Source organism: Bacteroides gallinaceum, assembly GCF_030373775.1.
GTDB classification, from domain to species: domain Bacteria; phylum Bacteroidota; class Bacteroidia; order Bacteroidales; family Bacteroidaceae; genus Phocaeicola; species Phocaeicola excrementipullorum.
This window is the reverse complement of the sequence record NZ_JAUDEN010000014.1, coordinates 1-19,370: the sequence shown is the minus strand read 5'-3', so window position 1 is coordinate 19,370 and position 19,370 is coordinate 1. Positions and strand designations below refer to the sequence as shown.

General features: G+C 49.7%; 14 protein-coding genes. 6 read left to right on the top strand and 8 right to left on the bottom strand.

Going from position 1 to position 19,370, the window contains the following annotated elements; all coding sequences use genetic code 11:
- Position 1 precedes the first annotated feature (1 nt).
- Complete coding sequence (locus tag QUW60_RS08890; protein WP_258339311.1) at positions 2 to 1,204, bottom strand: pyridoxal phosphate-dependent aminotransferase; 1,203 nt, start codon at positions 1,202 to 1,204, stop codon at positions 2 to 4.
- A 187-nt stretch (positions 1,205 to 1,391) separates the two neighbouring features.
- Between QUW60_RS08890 and QUW60_RS08885 the strand changes: the two genes are divergently transcribed.
- The 4 genes from QUW60_RS08885 (at position 1,392) to QUW60_RS08870 (ending at position 5,118) form a co-directional block, all read left to right on the top strand.
- The gene (locus QUW60_RS08885) at positions 1,392 to 2,627 is read left to right on the top strand and encodes a fucose isomerase (protein WP_289559945.1); all 1,236 of its coding nucleotides are present in this window, start codon (positions 1,392 to 1,394) and stop codon (positions 2,625 to 2,627) included.
- 220 nt (positions 2,628 to 2,847) lie between these two features.
- Positions 2,848 to 3,330: a DUF4494 domain-containing protein gene (locus QUW60_RS08880; protein ID WP_258339320.1), complete on the top strand. Its 483-nt coding sequence runs from the start codon at positions 2,848 to 2,850 to the stop codon at positions 3,328 to 3,330.
- Between the two features lie 19 nt (positions 3,331 to 3,349).
- Positions 3,350 to 4,018: a YggS family pyridoxal phosphate-dependent enzyme gene (locus QUW60_RS08875; RefSeq protein WP_258339313.1), complete on the top strand. Its 669-nt coding sequence runs from the start codon at positions 3,350 to 3,352 to the stop codon at positions 4,016 to 4,018.
- Between the two features lie 122 nt (positions 4,019 to 4,140).
- Positions 4,141 to 5,118 (top strand): dihydroorotate dehydrogenase-like protein, encoded by a 978-nt coding sequence (locus QUW60_RS08870; protein WP_289559943.1) that lies wholly within the window; start codon positions 4,141 to 4,143, stop codon positions 5,116 to 5,118.
- A gap of 121 nt (positions 5,119 to 5,239) precedes the next feature.
- On the opposite strand, the gene QUW60_RS08865 is transcribed toward QUW60_RS08870, so the two are convergent.
- Positions 5,240 to 6,325: an HpaII family restriction endonuclease gene (locus QUW60_RS08865; RefSeq protein WP_258339315.1), complete on the bottom strand. Its 1,086-nt coding sequence runs from the start codon at positions 6,323 to 6,325 to the stop codon at positions 5,240 to 5,242.
- 304 nt (positions 6,326 to 6,629) lie between these two features.
- Between QUW60_RS08865 and QUW60_RS08860 the strand changes: the two genes are divergently transcribed.
- Complete coding sequence (locus QUW60_RS08860) at positions 6,630 to 7,088, top strand: alanyl-tRNA editing protein (RefSeq protein ID WP_289559941.1); 459 nt, start codon at positions 6,630 to 6,632, stop codon at positions 7,086 to 7,088.
- A gap of 1 nt (position 7,089) precedes the next feature.
- Entirely contained in the window at positions 7,090 to 7,968 is an 879-nt protein-coding gene (locus tag QUW60_RS08855; protein WP_258339317.1) for a DNA/RNA non-specific endonuclease, read from the top strand.
- Positions 7,969 to 8,065: 97 nt separating this feature from the next.
- On the opposite strand, the gene QUW60_RS08850 is transcribed toward QUW60_RS08855, so the two are convergent.
- The 6 genes from QUW60_RS08850 to QUW60_RS08825 all read right to left on the bottom strand — a co-directional run bounded on the left by QUW60_RS08850 (position 8,066) and on the right by QUW60_RS08825 (position 19,249).
- Positions 8,066 to 9,940: a TlpA family protein disulfide reductase gene (locus QUW60_RS08850; protein ID WP_289559939.1), complete on the bottom strand. Its 1,875-nt coding sequence runs from the start codon at positions 9,938 to 9,940 to the stop codon at positions 8,066 to 8,068.
- Between the two features lie 25 nt (positions 9,941 to 9,965).
- On the bottom strand, positions 9,966 to 10,640 hold the full coding sequence (locus QUW60_RS08845) for an ABC transporter ATP-binding protein (protein ID WP_289559937.1): 675 nt from the start codon (positions 10,638 to 10,640) through the stop codon (positions 9,966 to 9,968).
- A gap of 162 nt (positions 10,641 to 10,802) precedes the next feature.
- A complete protein-coding gene (locus QUW60_RS08840; protein ID WP_289559935.1) occupies positions 10,803 to 13,109 on the bottom strand; it encodes an ABC transporter permease in 2,307 nt (768 codons plus the stop codon).
- 10 nt (positions 13,110 to 13,119) lie between these two features.
- Positions 13,120 to 15,543, bottom strand: coding sequence for an ABC transporter permease (locus tag QUW60_RS08835; RefSeq protein ID WP_289559933.1), 2,424 nt, complete (start codon positions 15,541 to 15,543; stop codon positions 13,120 to 13,122).
- 64 nt (positions 15,544 to 15,607) lie between these two features.
- Entirely contained in the window at positions 15,608 to 17,980 is a 2,373-nt protein-coding gene (locus tag QUW60_RS08830; protein ID WP_289559931.1) for an ABC transporter permease, read from the bottom strand.
- Between the two features lie 21 nt (positions 17,981 to 18,001).
- Positions 18,002 to 19,249, bottom strand: a complete 1,248-nt coding sequence (locus QUW60_RS08825; protein ID WP_289559929.1) for an efflux RND transporter periplasmic adaptor subunit — start codon at positions 19,247 to 19,249, stop codon at positions 18,002 to 18,004.
- Positions 19,250 to 19,370 lie beyond the last annotated feature (121 nt).

Genomic DNA, 19,370 nt, shown 5'->3' with positions numbered 1-19,370 from the left:
GTCAGTCGTCTACTCGGCCGGGATATGCCTCAAGCGCCTTGCGCAGAATAAACAGTGCGCGCACCAAATCTTCTTTTTTCAGCACGTATGCCACACGCACCTCGTTCTTTCCTCCTCCGGGCGTCGTGTAAAAGCCGCTGGCAGGAGCCAGCATCACGGTTTCGCCTTCATAGTCAAACTCCGACAGACACCATGCGCAGAATTTTTCGCAATCATCCACCGGCAGCTTGGCAACTGTATAAAAAGCACCCATCGGGATGGGAGAATAAACACCCGGGATACGGTTCAATCCGTCAATCAGACACTTGCGCCGTTCCACATATTCGTCGTAGGTTTCACGGCTGTATTCTTCCGGCTCGTCCAAAGAAGCTTCTGCGGCAATCTGGCCAATCAAAGGAGGACTCAGCCGTGCCTGGCAAAACTTCATCACGGCCTTGCGCACCTCTTCGTTCTTCGTTATCAGTGCTCCGATGCGGATGCCGCATTCCGAATAACGTTTTGAAACAGAATCAATCAGCACCACGTTCTGCTCGATTCCCTCCAGATGGCAGGCAGAGATATAAGGAGAACCGGTATAAATGAATTCACGGTACACTTCGTCGGAGAACAGGAACAGGTCGTATTTCTTCACCAGGTCGCGGATTTGGTTCATTTCCCGGCGCGTATACAGATAGCCGGTCGGGTTGTTCGGATTGCAAATCAAGATTCCCTTGGTGCGTTCGTTGATCAGTTCCTCAAATTTTTCCACTTTGGGCAAGGAAAAGCCTTCATCGATGGTAGTCGTCACCGTGCGTATAACAGCGCCTGCGGAAATGGCAAACGCCATATAGTTGGCATATGCAGGCTCCGGAACAATTATTTCATCTCCCGGATTCAGGCAGCTGAGGAAAGCGAAAAGCACAGCTTCCGAACCGCCCGTCGTAATGATGATGTCGTCCGGGTCCAGATGAATGTCATATTTCTCATAATAACCGACAAGCTTTTCGCGGTAGCTGCGGTATCCCTGGCTGGGACTGTACTCCAGCACCGTGCGCTTGATATTTCGAATCGCATCGAGGGCCGCTCGGGGACTGGGAAGGTCAGGCTGACCGATATTCAGATGGTACACTTTGATTCCTCTTCCTTTTGCAGCTTCAGCCAGCGGAGCCAACTTGCGTATCGGCGACTCCGGCATTTCAGTTCCTCGAATGGATATATGTGGCATATTTTTATAAATTATTTGTTTTTGAAATGCAAAGATAACTTGATTGCCGTAATTTAGCAACAATACGTTTGAAAAATTAAACAGAATGCGGATATTCATTTACTTTAACTCCTTTTCAGTTAACCGTTGACTGCTTTTCAGAAAAAAAGCCGTATGTTTGCTTCAGAAACAAAAAACATCAATAGGTATGAATCTTTATCTTATTATATTCAATGCCGATACTTACCGGAAAGAGCAAGTGTATGAGGCCCATAAATCGCTGTTCGTGGCGCTCGAAAAATATTTCACGCTGCATCTGGTCAACTATACTCAAACCGACGATATCCCTTCAAATGCCTATAAACTGGCTTTCATTGCCAGCGGAGGAGTAGAGAGCGCTGTGGTGCGCAACTTCAGCCTGCTCCCCTATCCCATCACGCTGCTTACCGACGGCTCAAACAACTCATTGGCCGCCGCACTTGAAATATCGGCCTGGATACGGACACGCGACATGAAAGTGAAAATTATCCACGGACATCCCGATGAAATGGTGAAACAGGTGCTGCTTCACCACAAGGCTTTCGCCGCCAAACGGAGCCTGAAAAACAAACGCATCGGAGTGGTGGGCACACCGGCTCCGTGGCTCGTTTCAAGCCATGTCGACTACCTGCTCGCCGGACAGCGCTGGGGAGTGAGCTATGTAGATATCCCCATCGAGGAAGTGGAAAAGAACTTCTATAACACGACCGATGACGAAATCGGCATGGAAGCGTCCAGACTTGTTTCACGCGTGAAAGCCATTCAGGACGTTACTCCCGAAGACCTGTACAGAGCAATGAGGCTGCACAAAGCGGTGAAGGACGTATGCACGAAGCATAAGCTGAGCGCAGCAACCGTATCCTGTTTCTCGCTTATTCAGACATTGAAGACAACCGGATGCCTGGCCCTTTCGCTCCTGAACGACGAAGGCATTCCTGCGGGATGCGAGGGCGACCTGCAGTCGATCATGACATTGCTTATGGTGAAGGAACTGACCGGACAGCCGGGGTTCATGGCAAATCCTTCGTTCATCGACACAAAGCGGAATGAAGTGCTGCTGGCCCACTGTTCCATTCCCACAACAATGACAGACGAGTTTATCATCCGCACCCAGTTTGAATCGGAAACAGGAATCGGCATCCAGGGAATCATGCACGAAGGTGAAGTGACGCTGTTCAAATGCGGGGGAGAATGCCTGGACGAATATTTTGTATCTGCCGGATATCTTACCGCAAACACCAACCTGGTGACTTGCTGCCGGACTCAGGTAACGGTCAAGCTCAACAATCCCGTAAGCTACTTCCTGCAAAACCCCTTGGGCAACCATCATATTCTCATTAAAGGGAACCACACGGAGGCCATCCAGGAATTTATGCAGCAGAACCGGTGCAAGCAGCGCGAATGACGGATTTTTGCATAAATTATTTCGCTGTTTCATTATTAGTCGTATCTTTGTAGAACAGATACGGCCGATGTCCCGTTGCCTTGCAAACGGAAAAAGTTTGTGAAAACAATCCGTCACTTCAAATGCTGCGGTTCTGTCTTGACGACTTTTTTACAGTGCAGCAAGACTCCGGACACGTTCCTATTCATTAATTATAAAACGAACAGACTATTACGAAACAATTATGATGCATAACTGGTTTGAATGCAAAATCCGTTACGAAAAAGTAGCCGAAAACGGCATGAACAAAAAAGTGACGGAACCCTATCTGGTAGATGCGCTCAGCTTCACGGAAGCCGAATCGCGCATAATTGAAGAAATCACTCCCTTCATAAGCGGCGAATTTACTGTCGCCGACATCAAGCGGGCGAATTACAGCGAACTGTTTCCTTGCGAAGAAGACGCTGCCGACCGGTGGTTCAAGTGCAAACTGTATTTCATCACACTGGACGAAAAAAGCGGAACAGAGAAAAAGACGGCAACCAACGTACTGGTACAGGCCGCCGACCTGCGCGATGCCGTAAAGAAACTCGACGAAGGCATGAAAGGGACAATGGCCGACTATGTAATTGCATCAGTGGCAGAAACCGCTATCATGGATGTATATCCTTATTCGGCCGAACCGGACGTAAAGCCGGAATTTCCCGAAGCGGACAAAAGATAACAGATAAAGACAGATTGCCATGGACATTCAGAAAAACATAAAAGAAGTGCTTGCGCAGCTTCCTCCGCATGTCCGCCTGGTAGCTGTTTCCAAGTTTCACCCCAGCGAAGCGATCGAAGCAGCGTATGCGGCAGGACAACGGATCTTCGGCGAAAGCAAGGAACAGGAGCTGAACCTCAAGCAGGAAGTTCTCCCCAAAGACATCGAATGGCATTTCATCGGACATCTGCAAACAAACAAGGTGAAATACATCGCTCCTTACATCGCCATGATTGATGCGGTGGACTCCTACAAACTGCTGGCAGAGATCAACAAGCAGGCTGCCAAATGCGGACGCGTAATCCCCTGCCTGCTGGAGATCCACATCGCTGAGGAAGACACCAAATACGGTTTCACTTTCGACTCGTGCAGGCAGATGCTGGACGAAGGCAAATGGAAAGAACTGACGAATGTGGCAATCAGCGGAGTGATGGGCATGGCGACAAACACAGATGACGAAGCTGAGATATGCAAGGAATTCGCGCGTCTGCACGACTTCTTCAACGAGCTGAAGAATACTTACTTCAACGGCATCGATACCTTTAAAGAAATTTCGATGGGCATGTCGCACGACTATCAGCTTGCCGTCAGGGAAGGAAGCACAATGGTACGCGTGGGCAGCAAAATTTTCGGTGAAAGAGTCTATTGACCGGAAGATTTCACACAAGGCATTGCCGGAAACCGAGAAGCAGAACAGCGTCAAGGCAACCGCCGGCAACGCTGTACAAACCTGCGATGGAGAGTAAAATGACAATTTAATACCATAAACACATGCTACAACTGAAAACGACTTTTGCGGGGCTATCGCTCGAGAATCCGATTATTGTCGGGAGTTCCGGACTGACAGACAGCGCAGAAAAAATCAAGGCAATTGAAAAAGCGGGAGCTGGAGCTGTCGTACTGAAATCAGTGTTCGAAGAACAAATCAAGGCAGAAAGCGGACACATGGACGGATATGGTTCGCCCGAAGCGGAGGATTACCTGCAGACGTATGTACGCTCACATGCGCTGAGCCATCATGTAGACCTTATCAGAGAAGCTAAAAAAAGTTGCCGGATTCCGGTCATAGCCAGCATCAACTGCTACAGCGACAGCGAATGGACAGATTTTGCGCGGCTGATGGAAGAGGCTGGCGCTGATGCGCTGGAACTGAACGTGCTCTCGCTGCAAACAGGAAAGGAATATGCCTACGGCAGTTTTGAACAGCGGCATATCGAAATCTTGCGTCACATCAAAAAAGCCGTGAACATTCCGGTCATATTCAAGCTGGGAAGCAACTTTACGAACCCGGTCGCGCTGGTCAATCAGCTCTATGCCAACGGGGCGGCCGCCGTGGTTCTGTTCAACCGCTTCTACCAGCCAGACATCAGCATCGACAGTCAAAGCCTGACTCATATCAGTGTGTTGAGCAATCCGCATGAACTGGCAGAACGCATACGCTGGACAGCCATCGCTTCGGCAGAGGTGCCGCAGCTGGATTATGCCGTATCCGGCGGAATATATGACGGGAAGGGCATAATAAAAGCAATTCTCGCAGGAGCTTCTGCTGTAGAAATTTGCAGTGCGTTCTATCAGCACGGATTGGAAGAAGCAGAAGCCATGAAGCAGACATTGGCTGAGTGGATGAAGGATAAAGGATATGAATCGGTAGCCAGCTTCAAAGGAAAGATGAATGCCTGCACCGTAGGAGAAGTCAATCCGTTCGAACGTACCCAGTTCATGAAGTATTACAGCGAATACAAAGGGTAATTTTCAATATTCTGAAATGCCAAAGGCACAAGAGGATGCGATGGTACTCACCGCCGCTTTTCTTGTGCCTTTGCATTCAAGGCTTTCTATATCCGGATTGTTTTCTGCTCTGGCCTGCACGTTATCTTTTCAGCAAGCCCACTTTCAGATTCAGCTTGAAATAGTAAGTCCCGTTTTCACGCTCCAGATACCCGTACCTGTCCTTCTCCGTAGAGCCTTTTTCAAGACGTGTATTGAAGAACAGAAAATCGGCAAACGTCTGTCGGAATGCACGCTGATAGCAAAGCACTTCTCCGTTTCCGGTCACAAACAGCATCCCGCCGATAGCCGAATCGGTTCCATTGTACAATTTTGCCGGACGCATGCCGGACGCTATCGCCAGCAGAAACTCCTTGACCTTATATTCATAGAAGCCATGTTTGCTGATCAGTTCATCCTTTATTTTAAGCGGATTAACTTTCTTGATTTCTTCTGTAAGTTCGGACACTCTGGTGATTCCGTCAAGCCACATCAGACGTGTCATTTCTCCCAGCAGACGGCCCATATGCAAGTCAATCATCGACACGTTGCTGCGGAAAATTTTGTCGGCCACGTCATTGTATTTCAATACGCCTCCCAAACGCTCAATCATCAGCATCCGGGAAATCACATCGTCCTCCTCGCCCGTTGCATTGATTTTATTGATGGTCGGCGAAGAAAATTTAACTCCCGTCTGCTCAAACTTGAAGTTGGCAGCACGCCCCCCGTCAAGCAGAGGAAACATGACACCCAGGCGGGAACGCACGGAAAAGCCCACCAGAGGCGCATTTTCCGAATAAAAAGCAACGCTCAAGTCCGTACGGTCTTCAGTTTTCGCCTCCATATCGTAAATCAGCACCTCATCCAGAAACTCCTCCACCCCATCCGGAGAAGTCACTTCATCTCCTTGGGTATTCCGGATGCCGTCCAGAATCAAGTCCGCCACAGTTGCAAAGTCTTCACGTGGAATCCGCTTGTCGATATTCTCTCCCTGTATGCGTATCTCATCCTTTTCCACGATATAACGCCGGATACCGTCGTGTTCCACGCGCTGCACCATCGCCACAGGCAGACACTGAGCTACATTCTTCTTAACATCGGGAGTGCCGGAATATACATGACCGTCGGCCAACAGGCGGAAAAATGCATACAATTCCCCCCATTCTCTTTTGGTTGCTTCAAATGCCATTTTCTTCTACATTTTTTAATTCAGCGCAAAGGTAAACAAAAAAGCCTGTTAACAAAAGCGCACCACACCATCCAATTCCATAAAAAAAGTTATTCACGCGTTTTTTACAGCTCCCTTATTTGCGAATAACGGAAAAGTCCGTATCTTTGCAATGTGTTTTTCATAGTATTAGATTTAAGGTTAACAAAGGTTGGAGTACAGCGGTACTCCTTTTTTTATGTCCGCCCGTCTGGATATTCTTCCGAAAAAACTTTCTGATTCTGATTTTTAATGTAATTTTGCGAACCAAATTATCGTATATCTTATGGAACAACCCCAACTGAACGAACACAACAAGCAGGAATATCCTCCCATGCATACATGTGAGCATATCGTGAACCGCACGATGGTCAATCTTTTCGGATGCGGACGCGCTGTTTCCGCCCATATCGAACGCAAGAAAAGCAAACTCGACTTTGCTCTGCCGCAGGCCTTGACGGACGAAGATATTGCACGGATCGAAACAACCGTGAACGAAGTCATCGGCCGCCACCTGGACGTGACAACCGAATTTATCACACAAGAGGAAGCCGCCGCTCGCTTTGACATGAAAAGACTTCCCGAAAACGCTTCCGATACAGTACGTATAGTCAAAGTGGGCGACTATGACGACTGCCTTTGCATAGGCGCACATGTGCAGAACACTTCCGAAATCGGCACGTTCAAAATCATCAGCCACGACTATAAAGACGGAATCTTCCGCATGCGCTTCAAACTCCTGTGATATGGCAAGGAAGAACAAAAAGCAATCTGGAGGAGGCCTAAAAGGATTCATTCTGCTGGCGGCGGTTATTGTCGGGGCACTCTACATCCACCAGAACGGAGAGAAAGTGTTCACGCCCGAAACGGCTAAGGCTATAGAGAATAAAACCGGCACTGCCGAAAACGCTGGAACAGAAGCGGGAGATGACGGCTTCTCCCTGCAACTGGAAATCCCGAAGACAATCAGGAAACGGAATGAAATTGTAATCGGGCACGTGGGCTACACCGTATCATACAATGATGTCTATAAAACGCCGAACTGGGTGGCGTGGGAACTGACAAGAAAGGAAACTGCCGGTGACGAAGGGCGTACCAACAAGTTTCTGCCGGATCCGAAACTGCCCGAGCCTCGTGTCGTAACGTCCGACTATACCAATTCGGGATACGACCGCGGACACATGGCTCCTGCCGCCGACATGAAATGGAGCAAACAGGCGATGAAAGAGTCATTTTATATGAGCAACATCTGTCCGCAAAACCGGAAACTGAACCGGGACGACTGGGGCGACCTGGAAGAGAGCTGCCGCAAATGGGCGGAGAAATACGGGACGGTCTACATCGCCTGCGGACCTATTTACGATACAAAGTCGCCTAAGCGTATTGGAGAACACAAGGTTGCTGTCCCCGACCGCTTCTTCAAAGTGGTACTGATCTACAACCGGAAAAATCCGATTGCCATGGGATTCCTTTTTGAAAACAAGGCACATCACCAGCATCTGAAGAACTACATGGTAACAGTAGACCAGGTAGAAGAAGCTACAGGTCTGGATTTCTTCTCTAAAGTGCCCGACAGCATAGAGAAACGCATCGAAAGCACCATACCTGAAGGCATTGACTTCTGACATTGCTTTTCATCACAGGATTGCACGGGTCTGTCTGTCCATGCCGTGCAATCCGTTCCGATTGTCAGACCTGTTCGCTTGATTTATGTACCACAAGCTACTGTCCCACTTTCTCCGCCAGCGTTTTCACCAGGCGGTTATGATCGCGCAAATCGTTGCGCAAACTGTATGAGCCGTCCTTGTCTACCAATACGTAGGAAGGAATGCCATCTATGTGGAATTTCTTGCAAAGATAGTTCCATTGCTCGTCATTCAAACGGAAATGTTTGCCCTTGATGCCGGGAATCATGGTCTTATACTTTACAACAGGCGATGTTTCATTGGCTATATAAATCCATACCAGCCTGTCACTCTTCAGTTCCGTGTCTTTCAGAGGCTCGATTGCCTTGATCGAGGCACGGCAAGGCCCGCACCACGTGTTCCAGAAATCCACAAACACAACCTTGCCCTTATAAGGAGCCACAATGGCATCGAACAAGTCTTTTACAGGTACATCGGGAGTGTGCTCGATAACCGCCTTGTCTTTTACGGCTTCTAGCTTCGCGGCAATGTCTTTCTGCATCGCTTCCAATGCCTCGACATAAAAAGCAGAATCTTCCGGACCAAAGACTTTCAGGTCGGCTTGCGTCAAAGTGCCTTTTTGAACCTTGTCAACAAGAAGCACATATTTTCTCAGAGAAGGAATCAGTCCCGTCCGTATTCCGGCCGTTTCCATCCATGCTCCATCCGAATATACGACATTCCCGACATAATCAGAAACTTGCGCTCCCATCAGAAGCTGCGGATTATTCACATCAAACAGCTTGCAGATCTCCGCCTGGTCTTCCGGCTTCATCGGTTCAATGCCCTTTATCGGATTGCGGTTCCATTCATTGTGCATACACCGGTAATTATGTTCGCGGAAGTAATTGCCGCCCAGCATCGCCGCAACGGCTTCTTCCTGCAATGACAACTGCATCCATGCTTTCATAAGCGGCGGCAGGCTATCGGCTGCAATGCTGTCCGACAAAGCCTTATAAGTATCGGTAACGTGTGCAGCATAGGCTTTCGATGTCATCCTGTAATCTGCAAACTTGCCGTTATAAAGGTTCATAGACCATACAGGCCAATCCGTCCGGCTGGAGATCAGATTGTTCAGACTGGCATACGTGCCTTCGGCATAAAGGGATCTGAAAGGTTTTGCAACCGCTCCTTTACGGCGGGATACGATACGCTGTCCACTGCCCCGCTGGTCTATATAAACAACAGCATGTTCCCCGGGAGCCACCTGTATGCTTCCGGTCATGGGCAACAAAACCTCAGCCGGGCCATATTGCCGGAATTTGAATATTGCCGTATGCGTTGCCGAATCAACGGGAGCAGTATATTCCTCTTGCACGCCATTCAAGGTGTTTACATATATATTCTGCTCCGTTCCCAATTCTTTCCGATGATGAAGCAGTCGCACCTCGAGCGTAGTTTCACCGCTCTTGAAAACAGGTTCAGGCATCGGAGCATTACCATCCAGCTTCAAAGCTTCGGCAGGAATGCCTTCAGGAATGTCATAGGTTTCCTTCCCCGTCAGATCTACGCCGAACAGCTTAAAGCAATCAGCACAGTCCGACTCGATAAAATCAAACGAACGTGTCCGCTTGGGCAAGGGCTGGAAGAAAAGCATGAAAGAAGCCTCTCCCGACTCGGGCATCCAGAACAGCGAATCGGGCGTGATGCCTTGCGCATCGGTCAGCGCATATTTCTCACCTTCTGCACGAAGATACGTCTTCGAATCGATACGAATCCAATAGTGCGGCCGGAAATACGCATTGACATGCACTACCGTAGCGGTGTCGTTCAGCTCGACTTTGGCAATGTCGAGCGTTGTTGTGTTGGCACTCTCAATCAGCGGGAAATCCACAGTCTTCGGTCCCGTATGGCAAGCCGTCAGCATCAAGGCCGGCAAAAGCGATGCCACAAATGTACAGTTGATTTTCATTGTTTACACTTATTTAATAAATCAGTCATATCATTACTTCAGTCACGACCTGTCCGTCGAACAGGTTAATGATGCGGTCGGCATAGCTGGCATCGTGCTGCGAATGAGTTACCATCACGATGGTGGCCCCCTCCTTGTTCAGTCTGGTAAGCAGGTCCATCACTTCCTTGCCGTTCTTCGAATCCAGGTTGCCGGTCGGCTCATCGGCAAGAATCAGTTTGGGATTGGCCACCACCGCACGGGCAATCGCCACACGCTGCTGCTGTCCTCCCGAAAGCTGTTGCGGGAAATGCCTGGAACGGTGAGCTATTGCCATACGATCCATAGCCTCTTCCACTCTGCGCTTACGCTCGGCCGCCGGTATGCCCATATAAAGCAAGGGCAGTTCGATATTTTCGTACACGTTCAGTTCGTCAATCAGATTGAAACTCTGGAACACAAAACCGATGACTCCCTTGCGAAGCGACGTACGCTGCGACTCGGTGTATTTCGACACCTCCACACCGTTCAGGCAATATGCTCCGCCGGTCGGATTGTCCAGCAGTCCCAGAATATTCAGCAAGGTCGACTTGCCACACCCCGAAGGACCCATAACCGCCACAAACTCGCCTTCTTTCACTTCAATACTCACATTGTGCAACGCCCAAGTTTCCACCTCATCCGTGCGGAACACTTTCTGCAAATTTACTGTTTTAATCATAATATAAGTGCGCAAAATTAAATAATATCATTAGAAGCACAGATTTTCGCAGATTAATGCAGATAATCAGCACAATAATCTGAGAAAGTCCGTGTTAGCCTGCGTTTCTGAACAGACCGGTTTTGTATAAACTGATTCTCAACATCTACTTATCTCTATGGCTTATTCTTTTTTTATCGTATCGGCCGGATTTATCCGCATCAGCTTTATTATCTGCCACCCTATCGCCATCGCAGTCAACAAAGCCATGACCGCAAACAGAATAACGCCCCACTCCCATCCATACACAGATTTCAGTGAAGATCCTTCCAACAGATTGGCCATAGCCAGTTTCAGCAGCGGATAAACCAACAGATACATGAGCAGAAACATCGTTATGTATGACTTGGCAAATAACATGGCAATATCCCTGTACGAAGCTCCGTTGATTTTCCGGATGGCCACTTCTTTCCGGCGGGTTACAGCGTCCATCGAAATGGAAGAATACATACTGAGTATCACCAGCATCAGACTGACCGCAGCCAATATCCACATCACCGCTTCAAGCGTATCCATCATCGAATATACGCTCCGGCTGCCGAACTTATATACGTCCAAGGGCAAAGTGTATGGAACATGCTTCTGGCAGACCGCTTTTACCTTCCCCATCACTTTATCCGCATCCTGCCCGGAGGCAACTTTCAGCAGCCAGGTCTTGAAATCCTGTGCCGGGAAAAAGACAGAACCTGCAATACGACTGTTTCCCGTTACATTCTTGTACAGTTCTTCATAAACTCCGGCTATCTGATATGCCTTGCCGTCCAGCCTGATCATCCCCTTTACATGCTCATGCCGCATAAGCTCCGCAACGCTTCTGCTGACGTAGACAAACCCTTCGGTTTCCGTTTCCAATGCCTTTCCTTGCAGGGGGATATGGAAAAAACTGAAATAGTTCGGATTGCCGGCCATCACCTTGAGCCTGACTTCCGTACTGTCCTGCTTCATGAAAGTGATGAATCTGTAAGAAAGCATTCCGTCATCAGAATCCTCATTGAGGGAGGTCTGCCCTTCAATTTCCGGCATACGGTTGATTTCCGCATGTATTGCGTCCCAGTTATTCCGGATAACAGCCGTAGTCATGTCTATTGCAATGATCCGGTTTTCCTCTACCTTTCCCGAAGGATAATACAGCCGGCTTCCCAGTTCATCATACGACAGCCGGACAATAATCACAGCTCCGAGGAATCCCATGGACACAAACAACTGTATGCAAATCATCACACAGCGGAATCCATGCCTCCGCCCGTTTGTACGGATCCGATTGACAAGATTCACCCGGCGTACACGCCACACCGGACAAGCGACAATGAACAGACAGATGAAAAGAACCGCAAGATAAAGTCCGCCCTGCACCAGATAACAGTCTTCCAGCACAAACCAGCCCATGTTTTCTTCGGGCAAAAACGGAAAGCGGGAAACCAACAGCTGCAAGCCTTCAAGCAAGACCTGCGACAGCAGGAAAGCAAAAGACAACATGCAGAACACTTCGACAAAAAGCAGACAAAATACGCCCTTCATGTCTGATCCCATACTTTTGCGCAGGGCCAGCTCATGCTGGCGGGCATAAAACATCTGGAAAGTGAACTTCAGGAAAGTGATCAGTCCCGACACCAGAATCAGGGAAGCGAGAAGGAGAGCCAAAATCTTCGCGATTACCGTATTCGTCTGCCCGCTTACCGGCGAAGCGTCAACTGTCACCGTCTTTCCTTCCTTGTCCCACGCTAGCCGTTTCAACGTTTCGTCCAGACCGGACAGCATTTGCCCTTCCGGAATGAAAGCATGAACCTGCAGCCAGGCATACGGCTGCAGCTCAAGCGGGAAATAACAATCCGCATCCAGATTCAGTCCGTCTTTAGGCACATCCGCCACGTTCACTATCCGGTAATCCCTTATTCCGTTTTCCGGCATGAAGGAAGCAAGGCGCACAACCATACCTATGGGACTTCCTCCCCGGGCTATCCTTTCAGCAAACTCAGACGAAACAACAATCTCATCCGCCGACTTCGGCAGAAAATTTCCATACAGCAGCGGCAGGTTGAAATAACGGAAAAAGGAACTGTTCGTCACTTTATACCGTACAATATACGGCAGGCTGCTCCCGTCTTTTCCGATGACATCCGCATCCGTGCGCATTGTAGCGGAGTGGACGGAAACCGAATCCAGTATTCCTTCCGTACGGAAAAGCAGTTCGTCCACATCCGCCAGAGCAAACGGCATGTCACCCCCCGTTTCTTTAGTGAATGCCATGATGCGGACATACCGTTCGTGTTCCGGCAATCTGCTGTAAGCGTCTGCCATACGGTCGACAAACAGATATGCCAGACTGAACACGACAATGCCCACAGCCAGACATAAAGCAGAAATCATGCTCTGCACCTTATACTTCCACAGATTCCGTACCGCTATTTTCAAATAATGTCGTATCATCATACTCCGTTTTTTATTCTTTCTTTATCATTTCTGCCGGACTGATGCGGGCAATGCATACAATGCGGGTCACAACCGTCAGGGTTGTAACCGCGGCCACAAACAGAAACACGCTTATCCAGAACCAGGCTCCATACTGAAAAAAGATACGGTACATCTGCCCCCAGTATCTCATGAATCCATAAAGCAGCGGAAAAACCAGAAGAGCCGTCATCCCGCCTATCCCGATATAGGTGCGGGCAAAAAGCCACATGATCTGCCTTGCGCTTGCACCATGCACCTTGCGGACGGCAACTTCCTTGCAGCGGCTCTCCGTATCAACCGTTATGGCCGCATAAACCCCTAAAAGCGTAAGGGTCACACATACCGCTGCCAAAAAGAGAATGACGCCTTTCAGCATGCTTTCTATCCCCTGTTGCGCTTCAATGTCATCCAGAAAAGTAGTGATGCGAGGTTCTATCGTATGAGGCAAGGCTTGCCGCAATAGTCCGTAAACATACACGCGCACTTCGTCTGTCTGTCCTGCATGGCATTTCAGGTAACAGTGCCCCACATACTGACGAAAATCGGCAAGCTGGAATACATATCCTTTCTCAGCAAACGCCCCTCTGTATGCATCCGTTACAAAAGAACTGCTTATTCCGGTCACTTTATAGCCTTCGTTGTAATACCCGTAAAGCGTAGTGCCTAAAGGCACCTGCTGAAACTTTGTGCGCAGCTCCTGTGCGAAAGCCTGATCTATCACCAGTTCGTTGCCGGTATCGGGTATTTTGCCTTGCAGCATGGGAATATGCATAAACCGGAAAAAGTTTGGAGGTACGGAAAGAATATTGACCGGAGTTTCCTCCTTATCGCGCCGGGAATCCGGCTGGATATAGAACACATTGCCGGAGGCACCCTGTGTATAATCAACGTCTGACAACAGGCAATCTTCCACCCCGGCACATTGTTTCATGCGCTCTATCAAGGCAAGCTTTTCCGCCTGCTCCATAAACGGGTAATCCAAGGGGATGCTCAATATCCTGCTTTTCTCCTGACGGGTCAACGTACCGAAGAGTGCCGATGTGGTTTTATCTGCCTGCAGATAGAGTGCGAAAGACAAGGTGACAAATATCCAACAAATGAAATACTGGATGGCAAGCATGATGTTGCGCACCCGATGCTTACCCCGTCCGATACTTATGCCGCGGATGCCTGTCTGGATATTTATCCGACGTGTACGTGCCACAGTAAACAAGCATACACCCAAGCTGCCTGCCAGCACCAGCAGCAGATATTGGGCACACTGGTATTGCAATACTTGGACATCAACAGCAAGTTCAAAGTTCATCACAACGATGTGCAATACGGGTGCCAACAACTCTATCAGGACAAAGACCAACAGGAAAGCTATCAGCACCGTCAGTGCCGCCTGAACAAATAATTGCCCCAACAGATGTGCGTTGCCTCCCCCGAATACTCGCCGGAGACTGTACTCGCCGCTGCGTGCCAAGAAAGTCCCCACCTGAAAATAAAAGAAATTGAGCAACCCCACCAAAAGCACCAAGCTCCCGATAATGCCGGCAATCCACACGATATACATCGTACCACCGTACTTCCAATAGGCATAACCTAAAGGACGGACATGCACATCGAACTCCCTGCCGAACATCTGCAAACCCAATCCCTTGGTGCGAAGGTCTGCTTCCAGTTCCTTCCGGCTATCTTCCCCTCCTTTCAGCAATACATAACCCATACCTCCCGTCACGTCCTTTCCCTTCCATTGCAGCCTCCCATCGCTATCATTCAACACCAGCATGGCGAGAGACTGCATATACGTAAAACTATTATTGGAAGGAATATCTGCCATCACCGCCTGCACGGTATAGCCGATGCCACTGTTCGCACCCGCAAAGGCGAACCTCAACGTGGTGCACAAACGCTTTCCGATGGCATCCTGCAAGCGGTTGCCATAGATGCGCCGCGCAAAGGTTTCCGACAAGATGACCGCATTAGGCGTATGCACGGCAGCTTGCCACGAACCCGCCAGCACATCCACACCGAATACTTGACGGAAACACGTATCTACTTCCATACATAGCATCGGGTCGAACGGCAACATCTCGTCGGGCTTCACTTCTATCTCAAACGAACGATAGCCAGGATACCCCAGGTATGTAAAGGCTTCTGCTTCCATCCCGTTCAGGATACGCAACTTATCTATCAGTTCCGGAGGCACTCCAGCCAAATCTGTCGCTCCTTGGGGTTCCTTCATCGCAATCTCGCCAATACGCTCTTTCTGAGGGAAGCATTGGTCGGTTGCCCACATCAGCCGACATACATACAGGCAAATGCTGAAGCACAACAAACATACCGCCAGCCCCACGATGCCAATCGCGCTCTGCACCTTGTACTTCCACAGATTCCGTACCGCTATTTTCAAATAATGCCGTATCATTTTAGTTTATGAGTTTTTTAAGTTTTATGATCATACACAACGCCCTACATCTGCAGGCTTCCCGTCAGTTGTTTTCCGACCTCATCACCTCTGCCGGATTGATGCGCGCCGCCTTGCCCACCTGCCACCAGAGCGTGCCCAACGAAATCAGCCCTACCAGCAGCAACGCCACGATGAATATCCATGCCGAAAGCGGTGCCTTCAGCACAAAGCTCTCGGTGTAACGGCTGATAATGAACCAGGCCAGCGGAACCGCCGCCGCAAACGAAGCAAGCAGCACTTTCAGGTATTTTCCGCCAAGCAGCCAATAAAGGCCAGCCAAGGTAGCGCCGTTCACCTTGCGGATAGCGATTTCACGGTAACGCCTGCGGATGTCGAAGAGCGAGATGCCGAACAGCCCCATGCACGACACCACGATGGCGATAAAGGCGAACACCGAATAGACCGTAGCTATCTTGCGGTCGTGGGCATACTGTTCTTTCACCACATCCGAAAGCCATGCATGGTCGAACTCTTCGGTTCCGTAGATTTCCTTCACCGTGCGGCGCAGGTACGCCAGCAGCTCTTTTTCCTTGCCCGGGTGTACGGCGATGGAAATCTTGCCACGTTCGTATCCTCCACTTATGACATAAACAATGGGCTGTACGCCACCGGTCAACTTACCGAAATAGCAATCGGCAATTACCGCCGCAACGGGCATCAGTTCCAACCCACCCTTCTTTACACTGCCATCAGCTCCAAAAAACATCCAAATAGGAGTTTCGGCCCTGACAAACGCTTCTTCCCTATCGGCATAGCCGAATAGTTTCATGGCTTCCTCGTTCAATGCTATCTCGCTACGGGTTACGTCACGTATCTCATCCGGCAAGTCGCCATCAAGCACTTTCAATCCGTAAAAATCAAAAAAAGCTGCAGGAACAAACAATGCCTTCACCGCTACCTTTTTATCCTTTTCATTAAAATAATTTATTTGAACTTCAGAAGTGATTTCATTAAACGAACTGCATATCCACGAATCAATGTACGGACACTCGTCCAATGCCTTCCGGATCCTTTCGATACGCTCGTTACGTGATTTTCTCCGCTCGTCCGTTTCATTCCCGTAATTCCAGTTTTCTTTCTGCAGATCTGCCTCCAATATTCCTTCCGTGCGGAACCCCGGAGGCGTATTGATCAAGAAATCAAAATGACGGTTGAAATAGACAGACAAGACTACAAGCACCACCGTAAAGACATACTGGATGCCCAGCAACACCGCACGTGAGGCAACGGAATAGCGCACCGGCACATTGCGCATGGAAACGACAGGCGAACGATAACCGTACTTGATATAAGGATAAGCCGAAGTGAGCAAAGGCAATGCCACAAGAACGCCCGACGACAGCCATCCGTCGAACCAAGTGTAGCTTACCGGCTCTCCCAACAAACGCTCTACCGGAACTGCTGTAACCTCTATCAGCACCCATGCCACGAAGAGCGAGGCAAATACCAGCGCGAAATTTTCCAGCCAGATTTCCACGAAAAGCGAAGAACGCTTCAGCCCCAACACCTTCTTGATGCCATATTCGCGCCAACGCTTCACCAGCGTCACCATATAGAGATTGATAAAGTTCAAGATGCCTACCGCCAACAACAAGATTATCACTCCCGACAAAATCAGCAGGTAAGACTTGTCGCCGTGGTTCATCAACGATTTCTCCACGACAATGGAAGGATCGAAATAAAACTGTTTCCAAGGAATAAACCGGTAACGCATAGGACCGGAATATTTCGTATCGCGATAAATGCCGCTCACCTTGTTTATCGCATCCAAACCGACACCCGGCAATACGCGGACCATTTCGATACTCATCCGGCTCCAATCCTGCAAACCGCGGGAAACCAACACGTCGAATTGCCAAACGGTTTTATTGGAAGGGCTGTCTATCACTCCTTGCACGACAACAGATATGCCATCGTAAACCAGCACCTTTCCAAGAGGATTCTCCCGTCCGAACAGTTGTTCGGCAAACTTGCGGGTAAGGATGCCTCCCTGACTGCCTTGCATCGCCACAGTCCCCGCCACTACCGGATAAGCGAAGAAACGGAAGAAGGTAGAATCTACCGCCAGCATATCGGCATTGTAAGTGCGGTTCTCATACAAAATATGTGTACGCTCATTGGGAACAACCAGGCAGCGTTCCGTTACCTGCCCGTCGGCAAGATAAACCGAATCCATATACATTCGGGCACTGGGACACCAATTGCCGTGCACGTCTGCCAGCGGCAACACCACCGTTTCCGGATGAATGCAATTAGCGTCCACCGTAAGTTCGCGGTGGATGTAGCGCAGCAAGATGATGCTGCAAGCCAGGCTGAACGCCAGCCCCGACAAGCTGATGAGGGTATAGGCCCTGGCGCGCGTCAGATGACGCAATGCGTATCGTAATGTCTTCATATAGCTTCTTTAACTTCTTCTTCAAAACACCAATTCTTCGGCATCGCCAAAGTTATCATATCCCGTGGTAATAACCCAATCTCCAGGCTGCAAACCTTCGGTTATTTCATATTGGCGGGGATTTTGGCGGCTGATGGTTATCGGAACCTTCACCGCCCTGGTGCGGTCGGCATCCAGCTTGAATATCCAGTTGCCTCCCGTCTGCTGATAGAAGTTGCCGCACGGAATCACCACAGCCTTTTCGGGCTGGCCCAGTTCGATCTGCACGCGGAAGCTTTTGCCCAGCCGCACGTTGTCGGGCATGGCTCCGGTAAACACCAGGTCGACATCGAAGGTGCGGTCCTTCACTTCCGGCACCACCTTGCTCACACGGAGCGGATAACGCCTGCCCTGATAAGTCACCGAAGCGGGGAGCCCTGCCGTTATCCGGTCGACGTAGTATTCGCTCAGTGCAACATGAATCTTGAACTGGTCCAGCACCTTCACCTCGGCGATGTTCTCGCCGGAAGCCACCTGCTGGCCGGGCGTCACCTTCACGAAGCTCAGCTGCCCGTCGACGGGAGCGCGCACCACCAGATCTTCCGTCCTGCCCAGCGAACGCTCCCACTTTTTCCGTTCCCATTCCCTGTCGTTGAGCAGCAGCTCTTTGCGGATTGCCGTCATAACCGAATCGCTTTTCAGCCCTTGCAGCTTGAGGCGAGTCGACTCCAGTTTGTAGCGGTATTCGTCGGCCGATACCTCCAGCTGCGCCTTGCTCCGGACGCCCATCCTGTATTCTTCTTCTTCGAGCGCGAAACTCTTTCTGATTTTGCTCAGCTCGTATTCCGCCTCCAGTGCCTGCTGCTTGAGCGTGAGTGTCTTCTGCTCCATTTCAATGGTCTTTTCCTCATACGAGATGCGCTGTTTTTCCCACTCGTCGCGCTGGTCTTCCAGATCGCGCATCAGATCGGGGTTGGTCAGCGTGAGTATGGTGTCGCCCTGTTTCATCAGACTCCCCTCTTCCGCAACAATGCGTTCCACATTGCCGCTCTCGCGCACGTTGACCATGAGGGTAAGAATGGGGTGAACCACTCCTTCCACATCTACATACTCCAGAAACTCATCGTTTTTCACTTCGGCCACCTGCACCGATTCCGGATCAATGCGCAGCCTGCGCGGACCGGAAGCAAGCACCGTTGCATAAACAAGCCCGCCCGCTACGACTATACCTGCCGCCAGGCGGTAGCGGTAGCGCACATACCAAGGTTTCTTTTCTAGCTTTATATCCATTTTTCTATAACAATTTGCTGTAAAACAAACAGTTGCCACATCCTCAATTCCGGATGTCCTGCCATCTTTATCTCTTCACTCCAGTGATACGATCTCTTCATTGCAGTGATACGATATCCTG

Bases quoted from the DNA above. Each gene is read 5' to 3' on its own strand.
- QUW60_RS08890 (WP_258339311.1), bottom strand. From the start codon at position 1,204: ATGCCACATATATCCATTCGAGGAACTGAAATGCCGGAGTCGCCGATA.
- QUW60_RS08885 (WP_289559945.1), top strand. From the start codon at position 1,392: ATGAATCTTTATCTTATTATATTCAATGCCGATACTTACCGGAAAGAG.
- QUW60_RS08875 (WP_258339313.1), top strand. From the start codon at position 3,350: ATGGACATTCAGAAAAACATAAAAGAAGTGCTTGCGCAGCTTCCTCCG.
- QUW60_RS08870 (WP_289559943.1), top strand. From the start codon at position 4,141: ATGCTACAACTGAAAACGACTTTTGCGGGGCTATCGCTCGAGAATCCG.
- QUW60_RS08865 (WP_258339315.1), bottom strand. From the start codon at position 6,325: ATGGCATTTGAAGCAACCAAAAGAGAATGGGGGGAATTGTATGCATTT.
- QUW60_RS08860 (WP_289559941.1), top strand. From the start codon at position 6,630: ATGGAACAACCCCAACTGAACGAACACAACAAGCAGGAATATCCTCCC.
- QUW60_RS08855 (WP_258339317.1), top strand. From the start codon at position 7,090: ATGGCAAGGAAGAACAAAAAGCAATCTGGAGGAGGCCTAAAAGGATTC.
- QUW60_RS08850 (WP_289559939.1), bottom strand. From the start codon at position 9,940: ATGAAAATCAACTGTACATTTGTGGCATCGCTTTTGCCGGCCTTGATG.
- QUW60_RS08845 (WP_289559937.1), bottom strand. From the start codon at position 10,640: ATGATTAAAACAGTAAATTTGCAGAAAGTGTTCCGCACGGATGAGGTG.
- QUW60_RS08840 (WP_289559935.1), bottom strand. From the start codon at position 13,109: ATGATGATACGACATTATTTGAAAATAGCGGTACGGAATCTGTGGAAG.
- QUW60_RS08835 (WP_289559933.1), bottom strand. From the start codon at position 15,543: ATGATACGGCATTATTTGAAAATAGCGGTACGGAATCTGTGGAAGTAC.
- QUW60_RS08830 (WP_289559931.1), bottom strand. From the start codon at position 17,980: ATGAAGACATTACGATACGCATTGCGTCATCTGACGCGCGCCAGGGCC.
- QUW60_RS08825 (WP_289559929.1), bottom strand. From the start codon at position 19,249: ATGGATATAAAGCTAGAAAAGAAACCTTGGTATGTGCGCTACCGCTAC.